We start from the raw sequence: 17,445 nt of genomic DNA, 5'->3' as shown, positions 1-17,445 counted from the left end.
GACGCTCCTTATTGGCTTTTCGCCAGGTCGGGATCCACCGACTTCGATTCGGCGACGTTGGTCGCGGGGGCGGTCTTCACTTCGGCGCCGGGGCGGACGAACTGCAGCCCTTCGGTGATCAGCTTGTCACCCGGGTTGAGGCCCTTGGTCACCAGCCAGCGATCGCCGACGGTACGGTCCGCTTCCAGCTGGCGCAGCTCCACCTTGTTCTCGGCGTTGACCACCAGCGCGGTGGCCTGGCCCTTGAGGTCACGGGTCACGCCTTGCTGCGGCGCGAGGATGGCCTGCTGGTTCACGCCCGAGCTCAGCTGCGCGTGCACGAACATGCCGGGCAGCAGGTCGTGGTCGGGGTTGGGGAACACGGCGCGCAGGGTTACCGAGCCGGTGCCTTCGTCCACCGACACCTCGGAGAACTCCAGGGTGCCTTCGTGGCCGTACTCGCTGCCATCTTCCAGCATCAGCTTGACCTTGGCGGCGTTGTCGCCGGCCTTCTGCAGCTGGCCGCTCTCCAGGTCGCGGCGCAGGCGCAGCAGGTCCTTGGTCGGCTGGGTGACGTCGACGTAGATCGGGTCGAGCTGCTGGATGGTCGCCATGGCGGAGGCCTGGCCGTTGTTCACCAGGGCGCCCTCGGTGACGCTGGAGCGACCGATGCGGCCGGAGATCGGTGCCAGCACCTTGGTGTAGCGCAGGTCGATGCGGGCTTTCTCCAGGGCGGCTTCGGCTTGCAGGCGCGCGGCCTGGGCTTCGTCATAGGCCTGGCGGCTGACGGCCTGGTCGGTCACCAGATCCTTGTAGCGGTCGGCCAGGGAGCGGCTGGAGGCGAGGGTCGCCTCGGCGCTCTTGAAGGTCGCCTGGTACACGGATTGGTCGATCTGGTAGAGCTGCTGGCCGGCCTTCACTTCCGAGCCTTCCTTGAACAGGCGCTTCTGGATGATGCCGTCCACTTGCGGGCGAACTTCGGCAATGCGGAACGCGGTGGTGCGGCCCGGCAGCTCGGCGGTGAGCGTGAAGGGCTCGGATTTCAGGGTGACGATGCCCACTTGAGGTGTCTGCGCGGGCGGCGGCGCGGAGGCCTCCTTGCAGCCGGCGAGTGTGAGCGTAGCCAGAGCGACGGCGGAAACCATAGCTGCGAAGGCTGGCTTCTTCTGCATCTGAAAAGACCTCGTTCGATACGTTTGCCCGGGCGGGCGATACCCACGCAGGGAGCGTGGGTGGATTGTTTAGTCAGCTAACGAATATACTTACGTACGTGAACGTTTGTAAACGAATCTTCTCATCTCTCTGTCAGATAATGTGTCGAGGGTGAGGCGTTCTTTCGCTGCTGTCCCCACTCTCAGAGTCACCTGCATGGCCAGACGAACCAAAGAAGAAGCCGAAGCGACCCGTGTCCAGATCCTGGATGCCGCCGAACAGGTGTTCTACGACAAGGGCGTCTCACGTACCTCCCTGGCGGATATCGCCGCCCGGGCGGGTGTCTCCCGCGGGGCCATCTACTGGCACTTCCAGAACAAGGTCGACGTCTTCCAGGCCATGCACGAACGCCTGCGCACCCCGCTCGAGGAGCTGGCCCGCGCCAGCGAGAGCGAGGACGAGCCCGACCCCTTGGGCCGCATGCGCCAACTGCTGGTGCGCCTGCTCAAGCGGGTGGAGCTGGACCCGCGCAGCCGGCGCATCAGCGAGATACTCCAGCACAAATGCGAGTTCACCGACGAACTGGGCGACCTGCGGCAGAAGATGCAGAGTTTCAGCCTGGAATGTGACCAACGCATTGCCCGCGCCCTCGCCAACGCGGTGGCCAGGGGGCAGCTCCCCGAGGGGCTCGACTGCACCCGCGCCGCAGTCACGCTGCATGCCTATATCGACGGCCTCCAGGCCCACTGGCTGTTGGCGCCCGGGCGCTTCCCCCTGGCCGAACAGGCCGAGCAACTGGTGGACGCACTGCTGGACATGCTGCGCGGCAGCGTCGCGCTGCGCGGCTGAGAAGGGTCTGACAGACCCGGGGTTCATGGCTTTCGCGCCCCGGGAGCCGCGTCCCAAAGGCGGGTGGATCTGTGCTAGGCCCGGGCGCCGGTCAGGCGCGCCTGGATGAAGTCGAGAAAACACTGGATGCGCAGGGCCAGCTGCGAGTTGCGGTAGTACACCGCATGGATCGGCTGGCGGTAGTCGCTCATGTGCTCGGCCAGCACCGCCACCAGGCGGCCCTCGGCCAGGTCCTGGTCGGTCATGAAGCTCGCCAGGCAGGTGATGCCCTGGCCGGCCAGGGCCAGCTGGCGCAGGGTCTCACCGCTGGAGGCACGCAGGTTCGGCTGCACCGAAAGCTGGTTGCCGCAGACATGGCGCACCGGCCACTGGTTGAGGCTTTCCGGTTGGGTGAAGCCCAGCAGGCGATGGGCCTTGAGGGCCTCCACACTGTCGGGCATGCCGTGGCGCTCCAGGTAATCCGGGCTCGCTACCAAGTGCAGGCGGCTGGCGCCCAGGGGCCGCGCGTGCAGTGTGGAGTCGCTCAGCGGGCCGATGCGGATGGCCAGGTCGGTGCGGTGCTCCAGCAGGTCGATGATCTGGTCGTTGGTGTTCAGCTCCAGCTGGATATCCGGGTACAGCTCGCGGAAGTCGCCGATATGCGGCACCACCGCATGCAACATGAACGGCGAGGCGGCGTTGATGCGCAGGCGCCCGGCGGGCTTCTGCTGGCGCAGGGCCAGGCGCTCTTCCAGGGCCTCCATCTGCTGGAGGATCTCCTTGGCGCTGTTGAAACAGAAGCGCCCTTCCTCGGTCAGCTCCATGCGCCGCGTGGTGCGGTTCAGCAGGGTGGTGGCCAGCTTCTCTTCCAGGCGCGACAGGGTGCGGCTCACCGCTGACGGCGTCAGCCCCAGGTGCTCGGCGGCGGCGCTGATGGAGCCGCACTCGACGACGCTGACGAAATGCTGGAGCTCATCGGAGGTGGCTTTCATGGCGGCCTCATTCGTGATCGGCAAGCAAGGCCGAAGGGCGGATAGCGCTTTTTTCTGCGGGGAATTGTAGGCCGATAGAGCCTGCGCATGACACCCGCAGGCATGATCGCGAACTGCTGCTTGGCCCCTGCGGTGCTTGCCTGCAGATCGTGCTTTTTGAGGAGACAGCCCAGTTGGCCGAGGCTGAGAGAACTAGGTATTCGTATCCCGATTAGCCGGTAGTTGGGCCTTCGTTTCTACAGGGCTTCGTTGGCGCGCCTGAAGGGCCCCCGGCTCTTCTGCGGGCAGAAGATGTGCCGTGTTTCCACGGCCCAGAAGCAATCACCCAGGGGCTCCATGCGGATTCGTGAACCGCGTTGGTTGCTGTAGAGCAGGTTGAGCATCACCTCGTCATCGTTGCCGCTGGTCTGCAGGGCATCGGTGGGGCCGCCACTCTCGACCAGCAGGCTGAGGCGGCCGATGAGGTCGCGCTCCACCCGCCCGGATGTTTCCAGCAGGCTGCGTCCGTAGCGGGTCATCGTATAGAAGCGGCCGTCGCGGAAGAGGGTCCAGTGGACGATGTCCAGCACCTGGCCATTTTCGAGCACCACCTGGCCGTTGGCGGCGTACTGGCCGTCGATCATCTGGGTCGAGTGCGTGCCATACCACAGCGAAGCTGGCGCCAGGCCCGAGGCCAGCACCGAGAGCAGCACCAGCAAATGGCGGCGGGGCCGCTGGCGAAGACGCTGAAGCGTCATTGCAGGCACCTCGCCAATTGGGCCTCGGGGACCGAGTCCACGATGTTGCGTTGCACCATCAACCAACTGGCGCTGCGCCCGTCGTGCAGACAGACGATCTCGTAGAAGTCGGCGCTGCGAAACACCAGCAAGTGAGTGGAAGCGCTGACCAACGATTGCAGGCGCGGGTTGAGCACGGCCGTGTCGCGGACCAGTTCGCGGAGCGCCTCTTCGCGCTCATCGAGGTAGGTGATGGTCAGCGTTCCCAGTTGCATGTCCTGGGTATGAAGCCGCTGCTCGGAGAGCTGGAAGCACAACAGCCCGGTGATACAGAGCCCTATGGCGATGGGGGAGCACAGGGCTATCAGCCAGGGTCGGGTCCAGTCTGGCGTCGGCTTGCCCCCGGTGGCACAGGGTGGCGTGGCAGCTATCGGCAGGAGTCGTTCTTCCTGCGTGTCACTGGTCGCAATGCTGCTCGCGGTGCTGATCAGGAATAGTGGATTGAACCTGTAACCGCGCCGTGGCAGCGTCTGGATGATTTCGTGCTGCGTCTCGTCCGCGAGCACCTGGCGCAGTGTGTCGATCTGCTGGGTGAGGCTGCCCTGGCTGGCGATGCGATCCGACCAGGCATGGTTGAGCAGCGCTTCGCGCGGCACCACCTTGCCGGGCGCGTTGAGCAGCAGTTCGAGCACGCGGCTGCCGGAAACCCCGAGGTCGATGCGCTCCTCCGCGCCATTCCCGTACAGGTCCAACTGGAATCGCGAGGGGTAGAACCGGGCGTAGCGATTCGTTCGACCGGTTCTGATGGTCATGTACGGCATAGGGGGGCTCCTGTCGCCTGGTGGCGGGGCGGGCTCGCGCTCTATACGTGCAGGCTGACCCCGGGGAGAAAAGCAGGGAGAGGATAGGGGTAGCCAAGCGGGGCGGATCTGCCTGGACTGCTGTTTTGGCGTAGGAGGAATTTGCGCCAAACCTGTTGAAAGTTCTTGGCCCGGTAGGTTGCACACGAGGCCTTTCTCAGGGGCACCGCTGCTTATATTCGGCGTACGACCTGCGTGCCATCGATGGCGGGTGAGGGGTAGCATTCCGGTTTTCCAACCCGCTCCGGAGCCCGCCATGAAGGCCGCCGTCGTCCATGACTTCAACCAAGCACCGCGCTACGCCGATTTCGCCACCCCCGAGGCGGGCGAGGGGGAAGTTCGGGTGCGGGTCCGTGCAGCAGCGTTGAGCCAACTGGTGAAGGCGCAGGCCTCCGGCCGGCACTACAGCAGCGGCAAGGTGCTGCCGCTGGTGCCGGGCGTGGACGGGGTCGGGGAGCTGGAGGATGGGCGGCGGGTGTACTTCGCCTTCCCGCGCCCGCTTTACGGCGCGATGGGCGAGTACAGCGTGGTGCCTGCAGCGAACCTGGTTGAAGTGCCCGATGGGGTGGAGGACGTCACCGCAGCGGCCATCGCCAACCCCGGCATGTCGTCCTGGGCGGCGCTGATCGACCGGGCGCATTTCCAGCCCGGCGAGAGCGTGCTGATCAACGGCGCCACCGGTGCCTCCGGGCGCCTGGCGATCCAGGTGGCCCGTCACCTCGGCGCTGGTCGCATCACCGTCACCGGGCGCAACGCCGACAGCCTGCGCACCCTGGACGGCCTCGGCGCCGATGCGGCCATCCCGCTGGACCTGCCGGCGGACGAGCTGAAGGCGCGCTTCCGCGAGGTAATCCAGGGCAATGGCGCCAACGTGGTGCTCGACTACCTCTGGGGCGCCTCGGCCGCCACCTTCCTCGCCGCTGCATCCGGCCACGGCAGCCGCGAGGCCGAGCCGCGCGTGCGCTTCGTGCAGATCGGCTCGATCTCCGGCAACAGCATCGACTTCCCCGGCGCCGTATTGCGCAGCTCGGGCCTGGAACTGATGGGCAGCGGCCTGGGCAGCCTCTCCAACGCCGGGCTGGTGCGGGTGGTCGGTCAATTGCTCGCCGCAGTACCTGCTGCGGGCCTGACCATCGACGCCGAGGCGGAGCCGCTGGCCGAGGTGGAGTCTGCCTGGAACCGGGCCACGGCGTCGCGGTTGGTGTTCACCCTCTGATCCGGGCCTAGAGCCCTCCCGGGCCAGCAACCACTGCCGGCCCGTTCTCCCCCATGCGTGTGTCTTTATCGTTCCTTGAATAGAACGCTAGAGCTAATTTTTGCAGTCTGGCGGTGAAAGGGTGCCGAATTTAATCTTTCCCGCATGCAGTCAGCCACTGCAGCGAAGCGAAAGAAACCAGCGCCGAACCGGCACCCAAACATCGAAAAGCGAGGAACGCACCATGACCAATTTCACTTACAACCGTCTCGACAAAGACAACGCCGCCGTCCTGCTGGTGGACCACCAGGCCGGCCTGCTCTCCCTGGTTCGCGACATCGAGCCGGACAAGTTCAAGAACAACGTCCTGGCCCTGGCTGACCTCGCCAAGTTCTTCAAGCTGCCGACCATCCTCACCACCAGCTTCGAAACCGGCCCCAACGGCCCGCTGGTCCCCGAGCTGAAAGAGCTGTTCCCGGATGCGCCCTACATCGCCCGCCCCGGCCAGATCAACGCCTGGGATAACGAAGACTTCGTCAAGGCGATCAAGGCCACCGGCAAGAAGCAGCTGATCATCGCCGGCGTGGTGACCGAGGTCTGCGTGGCCTTCCCGGCCCTCTCCGCCCTGGAGGAAGGCTTCGAGGTGTTCGTGGTGACCGACGCCTCCGGCACCTTCAACGAGATGACCCGCAACGCGGCGTGGAATCGCATGAGCCAGGCCGGCGCGCAGCTTATGAACTGGTTCGGCGTGGCCTGCGAACTGCACCGCGACTGGCGCAACGACGTGGAAGGCCTGGCCGCCCTGTGCTCCAACCACATCCCGGACTACCGCAACCTGATGACCAGCTATGCGGCGTTGACTGGCAATAAGTGATGGGGTGAAAGAGGGATTGAAATGAAGAGCGGGAGCCCGACGGCTCCCGCCTTTGTTTCCTCGGTTATTGTATTCTGCGATTGCTATTTTCAAGGTGCCTGTATTGTCACCTTAGAAAGCATCAGTTGACCCGCTTGTCATTTGCCCAAGCGCTGCAGCGATCAAACAATCCTTCTTTACCCCAGACCTCTCTCATGGGTTCAGGTTTTATTTGTGATATCAAATAGCGCGTCTTGTCGACGTCGCCGGAGAGGCAGGAGAAATAAGCGAAGTTGTTGATGTTCCACTGATCTGGGTACTGGCTGAGCACATCGTCAATGGCGCTGCTCATCCGACTCCATACGACCTTTGATTTCGTAAACAGCTTGCTGCCGTAATAACGCTGGGAGGCATACCAGTACACGCGTGCATACATGCCTCGGCCGTCGTTCTGTGCAGTATAGGTGACAGCTTTTTGGGCAAATTTCTCTATTTGTTCATGGCTCCCACCCCACGTTGGAGAGTAGTAGTCGAACGCGACAAAGTACATCTGATAGTAGTAAGGGAATTTGCGATAACCCTCATCTTCCAGTTGGCTGAATTTTTTCTGATCCCACCTCTCAGCTGTGGCAATGAGAAACATCGCTTCGTACCAGCGCGGGTCAGCAGACGCGATTGCCTTATTATCGCTCAGCAGCGACTCTGCTTTGTTCAAATAGTACTCGAAAAGTATTTTCTTCAGAAACTCAGGGCCGCTTTTAGTGTTTCTATATGCCCAAGCTCTGTAGATCAGAATTTTGGCGTAAGTGACGTAAGCAGCTGCAGAGTCTGGGTTGGTATCAATCCAGCGTTTACCAATATCTTCATATCTCGACCAGCTCTCATCTGTTTGGCGGTAGTTGATAACGCTTTCTATCAGCCCTGCGTCGTAAGCGGTCAGGTGCCAGATACCGCTTGTAGTCCGCTGCCCTGTAGTGAGAAGAGTACGAGTGTATTCACTCATGCGCTCGAACTGCTCGTTGTTGAACTCATGAACTGCCTGCATCCCGAGAATTTCTCTCATCTGCAATTCATTCGGTATAACCTGCGTAGCCTCGACTTCCTCGCCGAATACATTCTTTGGTGCATGCGCATAAATAGTTGCGCCGTCATTAGTACCAAGGGTGATCACGACCCAGTACCGCTTGAGGCTATCAAGTGAGCCTGAGTAGGATACCGTTGCGTCTCCCTTGAATATGAAACGCTCACCAGGCTCCAGTATTTTATTGACCATTATCGGAGTGCCATTTTGAGCAATCTCCCAACTGCCGTCGGGTTTTCGGCTGGCCAAGCCTACCTTTATATAGTCAATCCATTTGCGGCTTTTGTGCTTTTTATTGTTTGTGATATTCAGCTCAGTGAGTGTGGCTTTTGCCGAACCATTCTCCACTGAAACCTGGCCATGGCCTCGCAGCAGGAAGGCCCAGCTCTGCTGTCCTTGCTCAATGTCAAATGCAATGACTTCAGCTTGCGTGGCGCTACAGATGAGAGACGAACCCAACAGGGCTAGAAGGGTAAGTAGAATTCCTTTCAATGTTGCATCCTTAGGTGTTTTCCATGTTCGGTGGTGATGGCCCAGGTGCGGGACCTAAGCTACGTGGATAATAATTGGAAGAAGGTCAGCAGCGATATGCTGGCATTTTACTCTATAGGATTGAGTTCGATATCTACTTACGGAAGCGTGGCTACCTTTCCACTTGTGAGTGCTCGAGTTGATTTTCTATGAAACCTAAGCTCCATGAAGCGGTTCACGAGATTGTACTGGATATCGTCAATGCATCGCATGCTGGCGACAGACGAACTGAGTGGGATGCCCATCGAAGGCTCGAAAGCCTCTGTGAGCTCAGTGAGCAAGAGGGAGATGAACATCCCTTCCAGTGGGAAACCTTGGGGGACTTCACCGCTGATCGAGCGATAGCCATCCGGTTCTATGAACGTGCGTTGCGCAAGGCACGTATTGCTAGGCTTGATGAGTACGTATCGTCAATCTGCCTGGCGATGGCCGAGGCCCATCTGGAGCTGGGCGATACCTCCCAGGCCATGACGTTCGCGATTCAGGCAGACGATGCAGCACAGAACTCTTCTGATCTGGAACTCCGAAGAAGTATCAGCGAACTGCTGTTGATGCTATCGAGTGCCGGATGACTTGGGAGCCTCGTGCAGGCTGGTCTGGTTCGTCGGGTTTTTGAAGAGCTTGATTAACTCGTTGTGCCCCAGCAGTTCAGCCAGCTGCACGGGCGTATAGCCATCTGAGTCGGGGATGATTTCGGCACCAAGAGCCAGAAGCAACACGATAGCCTCGGGCCTCTCTTGCTCGACGGCGCAATGCAGCGGCGTCAAACCGGCTTCTCCCTTGGCGTTGATATCGGCGCCGGCTTCGATGAGCGTCTTTATCGCCTCGCAGTCGCCCCAGTTGGCGACGATGTGCAGAGGTGTATCGCGGTAGCCATTTCTGTCGTGGACGGAGGAAATGGAGCGCTCGAACCAGTCAGGTACGGTTTTCACTTCATCGAATATCTGCTCAACGCTTCTCGTCATTGATCACCTCCGATATTTATTTCCGGGCTCCTGCCGAGCTGCTTGAGCAGAGGCTGAATTTCCCGTAAAAGCGCAAAGGGCTCCGCATCGAGGCTCTGCACGACCAGCAGGAACTCGACCACATCGAGCCGTCTTTCACCGCGCTCGTATTTGGATACGTAGGACTGAGGACGCAGCAGCTTCTCTGACAGTTGCTGTTGGGTCATACCCGACTCATTACGCGCTGCGATGAGCAATTCGAGCAGGCGTTGGTAGGGCGGAGAGTTGATGGTTTTCATGGGGTCACCGGAACGAGGGCCGGTGGTTTGAATAAACCCATTTCAGGCTTATCCCGGAATGGGTTACTCATGATGGGCTGGAGGTGATGCAGCAGAGACATGGGCACATCAGGGGCACGCCAGAGGCAGAGAGTCAGGTTTGCTTTTCATGGCCCTCATCCCATTGGACTAAAGCTGCTTGCCGCCGAACAGTACCGCTGTTTCAGCCAATCACTCCTGGCCTCTCGGTCGCTCTGATAGCGGCTCTCCCACTTTCTGCACGCCTGCTTGAAATACTGCTTGGCACCTTTTCGGCATTCCCGATAGTCAATCGAACCACGCTTGTGGTTACCGCAGACGCTGCTGCCATCGATGTAGTTATTCACGACGTTCCAGTGGGCGAGGTACTGGCCGCCGCCGCTCCATTTGTCGACCCAGTGGCTATCGCTTTCCACACTTCGGCGGCGTGTCGTTGAGGGTTGCGCGTTCTGTTCGTAGGCGATTGATTGCCTGACCCCTTCCATGCTCACCACATTGTCGGGCTGGCGTGGCGTGTAGTTGTGGTCGTTGAAGTCGGTCTGCCGAGCGTGGGTTTGCTGCTCCTGTTTTTTGACGTTGGCCCAGAACATGTCTTCGGCCTTTGGTTGCGTTGGATCGGTGTCTACGAAGGGCGGCAGCGAGGACTGTTCATAGTGCTGTTGCTGAGCCTGTGCGGCGGGCTTCGGGTCTTGCAGGAGGGGGAGATTGACGCCCGCCAGGTAGAGCAGGCTCAACGCGACGCTGGTTCCGATGACTCCTGCAGCAAGCCATTTGCCGGCTTCTGCTGTTCGTTTGCGATGGAGATAGCGCGGGGCGTCGTTTCTATCGGCTTTCATTGACCACTCCCTGTCAATGTCGGGTGCCTGCGGGCACTCGCTGTTTGCTATTCAGTCTCGTTGCTTTGCTCGCTCGAGACAGGGTCGTCTGGGCTGATCTGCCCTACCTCAGGCATCACCTCGCCTGTCAGGAGCCACCAGCGGAACTGGGGGTAGACCTTGGCGATTGCCAGGATCTCCTCCTCCTTGATCTCTCTGTTCTTGGAGGGATTCTTGAGGTTGCTCCAGGTGTAGCGGCTGATGCCGGTCAATTCCTCAAGCTTCGGGAGCCTGATTTCCGACCACGACAGGATGGTGAGAACGCGCTCTTTGATCATCCTTTTTGTTCATTGACTGGGGCTAAATGACTCACGTCGTTTAACTCTAACCAGGCCTGAGTCAAATGGACTTTATCCAGGTTTGAAGTGGGATTAAGTTCAATTTGAGCTCTTCTCATCGAAGTCCGGACTGGTTTGCCCTCCTTCCGGAAGAATTTTCCCACTCGCAATCCAAAGCGCGTACTGAGGGAAAGCGCTCACAAGCACATCGATCTCCTCTGTACTAACACGCACAGCCCCTTTGCTCACATTGAGCCAGCGACTGTGTTCGGTATCGCTCAATTGGCTAAGTTTTTTTGGGCCGATCTTCTTGATTAGCAGCCTTGCCCTATCTGCAGAGCTTTCCATGTAGTCAGACAAACCGCATTTTTCGAGGTAACTATTGACTTTTAATCGGTCGAGTCAATAATTGACCTGGGTAATTATTGACTTGAGTGTCGCTCAAGCCGCTTGAAAGCCAACATAGTGCAGCAAAGGCCAAGGATGTGGAAGGAACCGACCTAACGCTCAAACACCTGCTCTGCGCACCTCCGATCATGCCGTGGCGCGAATTCGCCGACTGGATACGCATGGGGGATGAACACAACATCGTCTGGGGATGGATTCGCAACGGCTACATCCCCTCACACAAGCTGGGCAAGCATGTGATGGTCAACGTCGCGTTGCTGACCCGTGAGCTCGTGGAAAAGGAGCGGGAGTCCTGAGGGAGAGGGGAGGGCGTCTCGGCAGCTTGCTACTTAGGGGGCACTCTGAAGTGTCCGTCTTGCTCAGGGAGGGGATCGTTAGCGGGTTGGACTTCCGCTGCGGCTCTACCGAGAGCCTGGCTGACTCCATGTGTCGCCCCATGACTTCTGCAGTTTTGCAACTCTGGTCTTAATGGTCGAGCCAAGGAGGTTTCGTCATGAACGATCCCGATCCGCTTTCACTGACCCATCAACAACGTCGCCTTCGCGAACTGCGCGAGCGGTTGGAGTCGAGGCTGCATACGGTTCAGGTGATCGCCGAGATCATTCTGGATAACGCTGCGTTTCGGGAAGGCTTCCCCGGGCCCTGGTTCGGCGAGTACCGGGAAGGGGCATTGATGGATGCGGTGGTGCAGCTGTCGCGTAGCAATCTCGAAGATTTTTCTCGGTTGCTGGAGATGCAGAGGGCGCAGGAGGAGTGAAGGGAGGTCGGGTTCGAGAAATACTCGTTGAAATACCATTGCACGAGCTTCGCCAGGTGTATGCGTCTATGCACCCGGGCATAGAAATGCCGTCCTTGGTGACAGGGAATTCTCCGAAGCCATCCACTTGCCCTCGCCCTGGTCCTTTCCCTGTGCTGTCCTCTACCTCAGGAGAAATCGGAGGTACGTCACGTGCAATTACATGAAGGCGTCTGCCGGCTGGGCGATGTGGTGTCGATCAACCTCCTCGATGGGAAGCTGGGGACACAGGTGATGCGACTGTTGCTGACCCAGGGGATCGAGGTCGAGGTGCTGGAGGTGCGGGGCGATTCGGTGAAGCTGGCGGTGAGAGCGCCAAGCGGGATGCTGATTGTGGAGGAGCTGGGGTTTTCCCCGTAGTCGCGTCTTCTTGCTGTGGCTGTGGCTGTGAGCAAGCTTGTCGGCGCCCAAAGAAAAAGCCCCTGGAGATCTCGCGATCTTCAGGGGCTTTGCGTTTGATGGGCAATGGTTATTTGAATCTGATCAGTAACTCAGTGATATCTCCCAGGGAAGGACGTTCGTGATTCAGATTGGCTCTGCAGCACAGGGCTCTTTCGATCTAGAGCTCCGAAGAGGTATCAGCGAATTGCTGTTGATGGTGTCGAGTACGAGATGGAGGCGAGGGTACAGTTTTCCCCCAGCAGCATGATGAGCGAGAAGACTCGAACCAGAGACTCGCGCGAAGTTTCTATTTCCGTTTGAAAGGGGTAGTAAAATGCCGATTTCTACCGTCAAAGCCTATTTTTAGGCACTAAATTGCCTTTCTATGAGGTTTGTCTAGTGGATATCCTGGAGCGTTCCCGCATCCTGAATGAGCTGCAGCAGCAACTGGCTTCCGGTGAGATCACCATTGGGGAAGCTGTCCGGCGCCTGCGAAAGGAGGTGACCGGGCTACAGCAGGCTCGGTTTGCGCAGATGTGCAAGTTGTCGTTGCGAGCCCTGCGGCAACTGGAGCACGACGAAAGTAATCCCACGTTGCAGACGCTCAACAGTGTGTTCAACCCATTCGGCATGCAGGTCGGAATAGTGCCGAAGGCTTCCCGGGCCGGCGTCTAGGCTTCGGAGGGATTGGGTTGATCTGCGCCCAAAGAAAAAGCCCCTGGAGATCTCGCGATCTTCAGGGGCTTTGCGTTTGGTGGAGCCGGGGGGATTTGAACCCCCGTCCGCCAGTGCGCCGCTTTCGGGACTACATGCTTAGCCAAGTCTACTGAGTTAGCTCTTTGCGGCCCGACTGGCAGGGTGCTCAGAGCGAGCTGTATAAGTTTTAGCCGTTACGTCTACAGCGAACTTGGCGGCGATCCTGTTCTATCTGACAGTCATTTCGGGTTTACAGGCATCCCCTTATGACTGCTGGCGGCCGAAGCCACCAGAAGGGTTAGGCCGCGAGGGCCGCCCCGTAGTTGTCGTCGTTGGCAACTATAAGTTTGCAGCAGCTGATTTACGAGGTCTGCTACCAGCTCGGCATGCCCCTAGAGTTTTGTTACCGGCGTCGAATCCTAATCGGCCCCAAAAGCTTCTAGTGGTAAAGCTAGACGGGCGATGGTACGCCAAAGGCGTTGCCGCGTCGACCTTCAGTGCACAATTGGGCTGTCCGCCGGCTTCGCTTATGATTGCCAGCTATTGTCAGGATGTCCCTCAAACGAGTCCTCCGAATGCCGCGCTCCCCCCGTTATCCGTTGCGCCAGTGGATTTGGCGTGCGTTCGTGCAAAGCGCGCTGATCCCACTGATTCTGGTGGAGTCGGTGCTGATCGCCGTCTATCTGCTGACCAACAGTGCGATCCGTGATGCGCAGGTCGATTACCTGCAGCAGAGCGCGCTGGAGGACCTGGGCAGCGCCGTGCGCCGCGAGGGCAAGATCATCGATGGGCGGCTGCAGAGCATCGAGGTGCTGGTGCGGTTGTTCCGTGACAGCGCCAGCCGCGCGCTGCTCGATCGCAGCTACCAGCCGGATGCCCTGGAGCATTCGCGCCATCGCCTGAGCGAGGATGGGGTGTTCTACACCCAGAGCGACGATGGCCGCTCGGCCTCCTTCTATGCCAACAGCACGCCGGTGGAGCGCCAGGATCACGAGAAGGCCCTGCGCCTGTCGCAGTTGGACCCCTTGATGCGCTCGATCCGCGAGAGCGACCCCTTGATGGCGGCGGTGTATTTCAACAGCTGGGACAGCTACAACCGCATCTACCCCTTCTTCATGACGCCCGAGCAGTATCCCCATGACATGGTGATACCCGATTACAACTTCTATTACCTCGCCGACGCCGGGCATAACCCGGGGCGCAAGGTGGTCTGGACCGACGTCTACCTCGACCCGGCCGGTCAGGGCTGGATGATGTCGGCGATCTCGCCGGTGTACCGCGACGACTTCCTCGAAGGCGTGGTCGGCCTGGACATCACCGTGGGGCAGATGCTCGGCGCCATCAGCAACCTCAAGGTGCCGTGGCAGGGCTACGCGATGCTGGTGAGCCGCGACAACAGCATCATGGCGCTGCCGGCGGCGGGGGAGCGTGATTTCGGCCTGCGCGAGCTGACCCGCTATTCCTACGAGGAGGCGGTGCGCCGCGAGGTGCTCAAGCCCGAGGACTTCAACCTGGCCAAGCACGCCGAGATGCAGCCCATCCTGCAGGCGATGAAGTCCGGCGAGGGCAACATGAAGGAAGTGCTGCTGGGCGGGCGCAAGCAGCTGGTGGCCTGGACCGAGATCCCGCAGACCGGCTGGCGCCTGATGATGGTGGTGGACGAGGCCAACATCTTCCGCGAGACCAACCGCCTCGCCGAGCGCTACCTGCAGATCGGCTACCTGCTGATCGCCGGCCTGGCCTTCTTCTATGCCCTGTTCTTCGCCTGGATGTGGGCCCGTTCGCGGCGCCTGAGCGATGAGCTCTCGGTGCCGCTGGCCGGCATCTCCGGGATGATGCAGCGCATCGGCCAGGGCGACTTCGGTCCCGAGGCGCCGAGCAGCCGGATCATGGAATTGGAGTCCATGGCCCTGGCGGTACAGCAGACCGGCGACCAGTTGCGCGCCAGCGAGGAAGAGCGCGTCGAGGCCCAGCGCAACCTGGAGCTGGTGCTGGAGAGCACCACCGAAAGCCTCTGGGAAGTGGACGCCCGCACGCTGTCGATCAAGATGAGCGGACGCTTCGTGAAACGCTTCGGCCTGCCTTCCGACGAGCTCAGCTTCAACGACTTCAACGACCGCGTGCACCCCGACGATGTGGAGCGCGTGCGCCGGCTGCGGCTGTTCTTCGCCGACAGCGACCAGGACAACTTCGATGCCGAATACCGCTTCGCCGATGCCGATGGCCAGTACGCCTGGCTGCTGAGCCGCGGCAAGGTACTGGAGCGTGACAGCGAAGGCCGCGCCCAGTTGGTGGCGGGCACCCATGTGGACATCACCCGCCTCAAGCAGGTGGAGGATGAGCTGCGCCGTGCCAGCCGCGAGGCCATGGCTGCGAGCCAGGCGAAGAGCCGTTTCCTGTCCAGCATGAGCCACGAGCTGCGCACACCGCTCAATGCCATCCATGGCTTCGCCCAGCTCATCGGGCTGGAGACCGAGGGCAAGGAAGAACGTCGCGAGGAGGCCGAGTACGCCCAGGAGATCGTCAACGCCAGCCGCCACCTGACCTCCCTGGTCGACGACATCCTCGACCTGTCGAGCATCGAGAACCGCCGCCAGCAGCTGCAGCTCAAACCGGTGGAGATCGGCCCCTTGCTGGCCGGCTGCGCCGAGCTGATCCAGCCCGAGCTGCAGACCCGCCAGCTGCACCTGCAGATGATGGCGCCGCCGGAGCCGCCGCTCTTCGTGCTGGCCGATGCCCGACGCTTGCGCCAGGTGCTGCTCAACCTGCTATCCAACGCGGTGAAGTACAACAGCCCGCAAGGCATGGTCAGCCTCGGTTACGAGCTGCGCTCGGCCGGCGTGCGCCTGTGGGTGGCGGACAGCGGCTCGGGGCTCAGCGAGGAGCAGCAGGCCATGCTGTTCCAGCCCTTCCAGCGCCTGGGCCGGGAGAACTCCACCATCCCCGGTACCGGCATCGGCCTGGTGCTGTGCCGCGAGCTGGCGGAGCTGATGGGCGGGGAGATCGGCTTCAGCAGCACCCGCGACATCGGCAGCCGCTTCTGGATCGACCTGCCCAGCGCTGCGCCGCCGAACCAAGCGGATGCCGGCATCCAGGAAAGCCCACCGGCGCCGGTGCTGGCCCAGGTGCTCTGCGTCGAGGACCACCCGGCCTGCCTCAAGGTGCTCAAGGAAGGCCTGCGCGACATGGCCGAGGTCCGCGGTGCGGGGTCGGTCGGTCGTGCCTTGTCGACTCTGGAAGCACAGACGCCTGCACTCCTGCTGCTGGACCTGGACCTGCCGGATGGCGATGGCCTGGAAGTGCTCGATTACGTGCGACGCACGCCGCGCCTGCGCAGCATGCCGGTGATGGTGGTGAGCGCCGCAGTGGATGAGGCGAGCCTTTCGGAAGCGCGCCGTCGCGGTGCCGATGCCTGCCTGACCAAGCCCGTGGACTTGCAGCAGGTGCGCCGCCTGGCGCTGTCGTTGCTGGAGCGGGAGCCACCGGCCTTCTGAGGCGGGTGAGCTGCTCCCCGGGGCATGCCGCAGCACGGTGCCTCCGGTGAGCCCCAGGTGCGCGCAGCACACCCAACGTCCGGACTGAGCGGCGGCTGCATGCTCCGAGGTCTGGTTGCGCCCCTTTCCCAGTGGTCAAAAGCAAAGCCACGTTCCAAGCGCGTGGATGTATACGGGTGGCGGGCCAGGCTCATTCGCTGGCTTGCAGCATGTCGATGGCTTCCTTGAGCACCTTGGCTGATTCCTCGTGGTTGCCGGCCTTGTGCAGCTCTTCGCCTTCCGCGCGCAGGCGCTGGACTTCCGCTAGCAGGGCGGCATCGGAGGGCGGGTCGGTCTTGAGCATTTCGTCGATCCTGGCCATGTCCTGGGGGCAGTGCATGGCCCAGAGCGGGGTGCTGATCAGGGCGGCGGCGATAAAGGCGGCGAGGCGGCGCATGGCGAGGCTCCTGGCGGGGGTGTCCAGGAGTATAGGCAGGGGCGAGGCGTTGCGCGGGGCATGAAAAAGCCAGCACGAGGCTGGCTTGTTCACGCGGGGCGGGTCACTGGCTGGCGCCGTCGCTACCGCCTTCCTTGTTCGGCCCTTGCAGGCGCTGCAGCGCCATGTTGGACGAGTTGATGCAGGCTTCGGTGTCACCGGCGGTCTTGGCCTGTTCGGCCTTCATGCGCAGGTCTTCGACGTCTTTCTTCAGCGGGTCGCCCAGGGTGGTGTTGGTGGCCATGGCGTCACTGATCTTCTGCAGGTTGATGGTGCAGAGGTCATCGGCGAATACCGGGGAGGCCATCAGGGCGGCTGTAATCAACAGGGCAGTACGTTTCATGAGGGGTTCTCCTCTCTCGTGCTTTGGCACTCGGATAGGCCCTTTGTGGAGGCCGAGTGGAACAATGACGTCCGAGACGGATAAGCCCGGGCTTGCCGACGGGCTTGTAAGGATGGACTGCCCGGTGAAACGCGCGGTTCAGTGTTTTTCTGGAGCAGGCCGCCTCAGGCCCCGGGCTGAAGCCCGGGTTACGGCAGAGAGGATCGAAGGGGCCGCCCCGGCGCTAAAGCCCTGCCCACGAGATGGGGTCA

At 61.1% G+C, this 17,445-nt stretch carries 20 protein-coding genes and 1 other RNA gene; 9 read left to right on the top strand and 12 right to left on the bottom strand.

Annotated elements, in window-relative coordinates:
- Positions 1-8: 8 nt before the first annotated feature.
- Positions 9-1,151, bottom strand: a complete 1,143-nt coding sequence (locus ACXI0U_RS20275; protein WP_031288879.1) for an efflux RND transporter periplasmic adaptor subunit — start codon at positions 1,149-1,151, stop codon at positions 9-11.
- Positions 1,152-1,347: 196 nt separating this feature from the next.
- On the opposite strand from ACXI0U_RS20275, the gene ACXI0U_RS20270 reads away from it, so the two are divergent.
- Positions 1,348-1,980 carry a TetR family transcriptional regulator gene (locus ACXI0U_RS20270; protein ID WP_021222359.1) on the top strand — a complete coding sequence of 211 codons (633 nt, stop codon included), beginning with the start codon at positions 1,348-1,350 and terminating at the stop codon, positions 1,978-1,980.
- 74 nt (positions 1,981-2,054) lie between these two features.
- Here ACXI0U_RS20270 and ACXI0U_RS20265 read toward each other — a convergent pair whose 3' ends face one another.
- From ACXI0U_RS20265 to ACXI0U_RS20255, 3 genes are all read right to left on the bottom strand, one after another.
- Positions 2,055-2,951, bottom strand: coding sequence for a LysR family transcriptional regulator (locus ACXI0U_RS20265; RefSeq protein WP_479550751.1), 897 nt, complete (start codon positions 2,949-2,951; stop codon positions 2,055-2,057).
- Between the two features lie 236 nt (positions 2,952-3,187).
- The gene (locus tag ACXI0U_RS20260) at positions 3,188-3,688 is read right to left on the bottom strand and encodes a hypothetical protein (protein WP_479550750.1); all 501 of its coding nucleotides are present in this window, start codon (positions 3,686-3,688) and stop codon (positions 3,188-3,190) included.
- Positions 3,685-4,488: a winged helix-turn-helix domain-containing protein gene (locus tag ACXI0U_RS20255; protein ID WP_479550749.1), complete on the bottom strand. Its 804-nt coding sequence runs from the start codon at positions 4,486-4,488 to the stop codon at positions 3,685-3,687. The genes ACXI0U_RS20260 and ACXI0U_RS20255 overlap by 4 nt, the downstream gene beginning before the upstream one ends.
- A gap of 295 nt (positions 4,489-4,783) precedes the next feature.
- Here ACXI0U_RS20255 and ACXI0U_RS20250 point away from each other — a divergent pair, with 295 nt between their 5' ends.
- Positions 4,784-5,743 carry a quinone oxidoreductase family protein gene (locus ACXI0U_RS20250; RefSeq protein ID WP_479550748.1) on the top strand — a complete coding sequence of 320 codons (960 nt, stop codon included), beginning with the start codon at positions 4,784-4,786 and terminating at the stop codon, positions 5,741-5,743.
- Between the two features lie 223 nt (positions 5,744-5,966).
- Complete coding sequence (gene ycaC, locus ACXI0U_RS20245) at positions 5,967-6,596, top strand: isochorismate family cysteine hydrolase YcaC (protein WP_265168064.1); 630 nt, start codon at positions 5,967-5,969, stop codon at positions 6,594-6,596.
- Positions 6,597-6,717: 121 nt separating this feature from the next.
- Here ycaC and ACXI0U_RS20240 read toward each other — a convergent pair whose 3' ends face one another.
- Positions 6,718-8,148, bottom strand: coding sequence for a hypothetical protein (locus tag ACXI0U_RS20240; RefSeq protein WP_431482756.1), 1,431 nt, complete (start codon positions 8,146-8,148; stop codon positions 6,718-6,720).
- Between the two features lie 188 nt (positions 8,149-8,336).
- On the opposite strand from ACXI0U_RS20240, the gene ACXI0U_RS20235 reads away from it, so the two are divergent.
- On the top strand, positions 8,337-8,759 hold the full coding sequence (locus ACXI0U_RS20235) for a hypothetical protein (protein ID WP_431482755.1): 423 nt from the start codon (positions 8,337-8,339) through the stop codon (positions 8,757-8,759).
- Here the strand turns inward: ACXI0U_RS20235 and ACXI0U_RS20230 are convergent.
- The 4 genes from ACXI0U_RS20230 to ACXI0U_RS20215 all read right to left on the bottom strand — a co-directional run bounded on the left by ACXI0U_RS20230 (position 8,742) and on the right by ACXI0U_RS20215 (position 10,601).
- Positions 8,742-9,152, bottom strand: a complete 411-nt coding sequence (locus ACXI0U_RS20230) for an ankyrin repeat domain-containing protein (protein WP_431482754.1) — start codon at positions 9,150-9,152, stop codon at positions 8,742-8,744. The genes ACXI0U_RS20235 and ACXI0U_RS20230 overlap by 18 nt on opposite strands.
- Positions 9,149-9,430 (bottom strand): helix-turn-helix domain-containing protein, encoded by a 282-nt coding sequence (locus ACXI0U_RS20225; protein WP_431482753.1) that lies wholly within the window; start codon positions 9,428-9,430, stop codon positions 9,149-9,151. The genes ACXI0U_RS20230 and ACXI0U_RS20225 overlap by 4 nt, the downstream gene beginning before the upstream one ends.
- A 155-nt stretch (positions 9,431-9,585) precedes the next feature.
- On the bottom strand, positions 9,586-10,284 hold the full coding sequence (locus ACXI0U_RS20220) for a hypothetical protein (RefSeq protein WP_431482752.1): 699 nt from the start codon (positions 10,282-10,284) through the stop codon (positions 9,586-9,588).
- 47 nt (positions 10,285-10,331) lie between these two features.
- Positions 10,332-10,601: an XRE family transcriptional regulator gene (locus ACXI0U_RS20215; RefSeq protein ID WP_431482751.1), complete on the bottom strand. Its 270-nt coding sequence runs from the start codon at positions 10,599-10,601 to the stop codon at positions 10,332-10,334.
- A gap of 485 nt (positions 10,602-11,086) precedes the next feature.
- On the opposite strand from ACXI0U_RS20215, the gene ACXI0U_RS20210 reads away from it, so the two are divergent.
- The 4 genes from ACXI0U_RS20210 to ACXI0U_RS20195 all read left to right on the top strand — a co-directional run bounded on the left by ACXI0U_RS20210 (position 11,087) and on the right by ACXI0U_RS20195 (position 12,861).
- Positions 11,087-11,305, top strand: coding sequence for a DNA-binding protein (locus tag ACXI0U_RS20210; protein WP_431483524.1), 219 nt, complete (start codon positions 11,087-11,089; stop codon positions 11,303-11,305).
- 197 nt (positions 11,306-11,502) lie between these two features.
- A complete protein-coding gene (locus ACXI0U_RS20205; protein WP_021222349.1) occupies positions 11,503-11,766 on the top strand; it encodes a hypothetical protein in 264 nt (87 codons plus the stop codon).
- 192 nt (positions 11,767-11,958) lie between these two features.
- Positions 11,959-12,165 carry a carbon storage regulator gene (locus ACXI0U_RS20200; protein WP_021222348.1) on the top strand — a complete coding sequence of 69 codons (207 nt, stop codon included), beginning with the start codon at positions 11,959-11,961 and terminating at the stop codon, positions 12,163-12,165.
- Between the two features lie 420 nt (positions 12,166-12,585).
- A complete protein-coding gene (locus ACXI0U_RS20195) occupies positions 12,586-12,861 on the top strand; it encodes a helix-turn-helix domain-containing protein (RefSeq protein ID WP_431482750.1) in 276 nt (91 codons plus the stop codon).
- 77 nt (positions 12,862-12,938) lie between these two features.
- On the opposite strand, the gene ssrA is transcribed toward ACXI0U_RS20195, so the two are convergent.
- Positions 12,939-13,313, bottom strand: a transfer-messenger RNA (tmRNA) gene (ssrA, locus tag ACXI0U_RS20190).
- A 144-nt stretch (positions 13,314-13,457) separates the two neighbouring features.
- Here ssrA and ACXI0U_RS20185 point away from each other — a divergent pair.
- Positions 13,458-16,376: an ATP-binding protein gene (locus ACXI0U_RS20185; RefSeq protein ID WP_431482749.1), complete on the top strand. Its 2,919-nt coding sequence runs from the start codon at positions 13,458-13,460 to the stop codon at positions 16,374-16,376.
- Positions 16,377-16,566: 190 nt separating this feature from the next.
- Here the strand turns inward: ACXI0U_RS20185 and ACXI0U_RS20180 are convergent, their stop codons facing one another.
- Both ACXI0U_RS20180 and ACXI0U_RS20175 read right to left on the bottom strand, forming a co-directional pair.
- On the bottom strand, positions 16,567-16,812 hold the full coding sequence (locus tag ACXI0U_RS20180) for a hypothetical protein (RefSeq protein ID WP_021222345.1): 246 nt from the start codon (positions 16,810-16,812) through the stop codon (positions 16,567-16,569).
- A 103-nt stretch (positions 16,813-16,915) separates the two neighbouring features.
- Positions 16,916-17,194: a hypothetical protein gene (locus ACXI0U_RS20175; RefSeq protein WP_021222344.1), complete on the bottom strand. Its 279-nt coding sequence runs from the start codon at positions 17,192-17,194 to the stop codon at positions 16,916-16,918.
- Between the last annotated feature and the right edge of the window lie 251 nt (positions 17,195-17,445).

Source organism: Pseudomonas sp. C9D1 (assembly GCF_056491235.1).
Note: the sequence above shows the minus strand (reverse complement) of the source record. Positions and strands in the feature narration are given on the sequence as shown.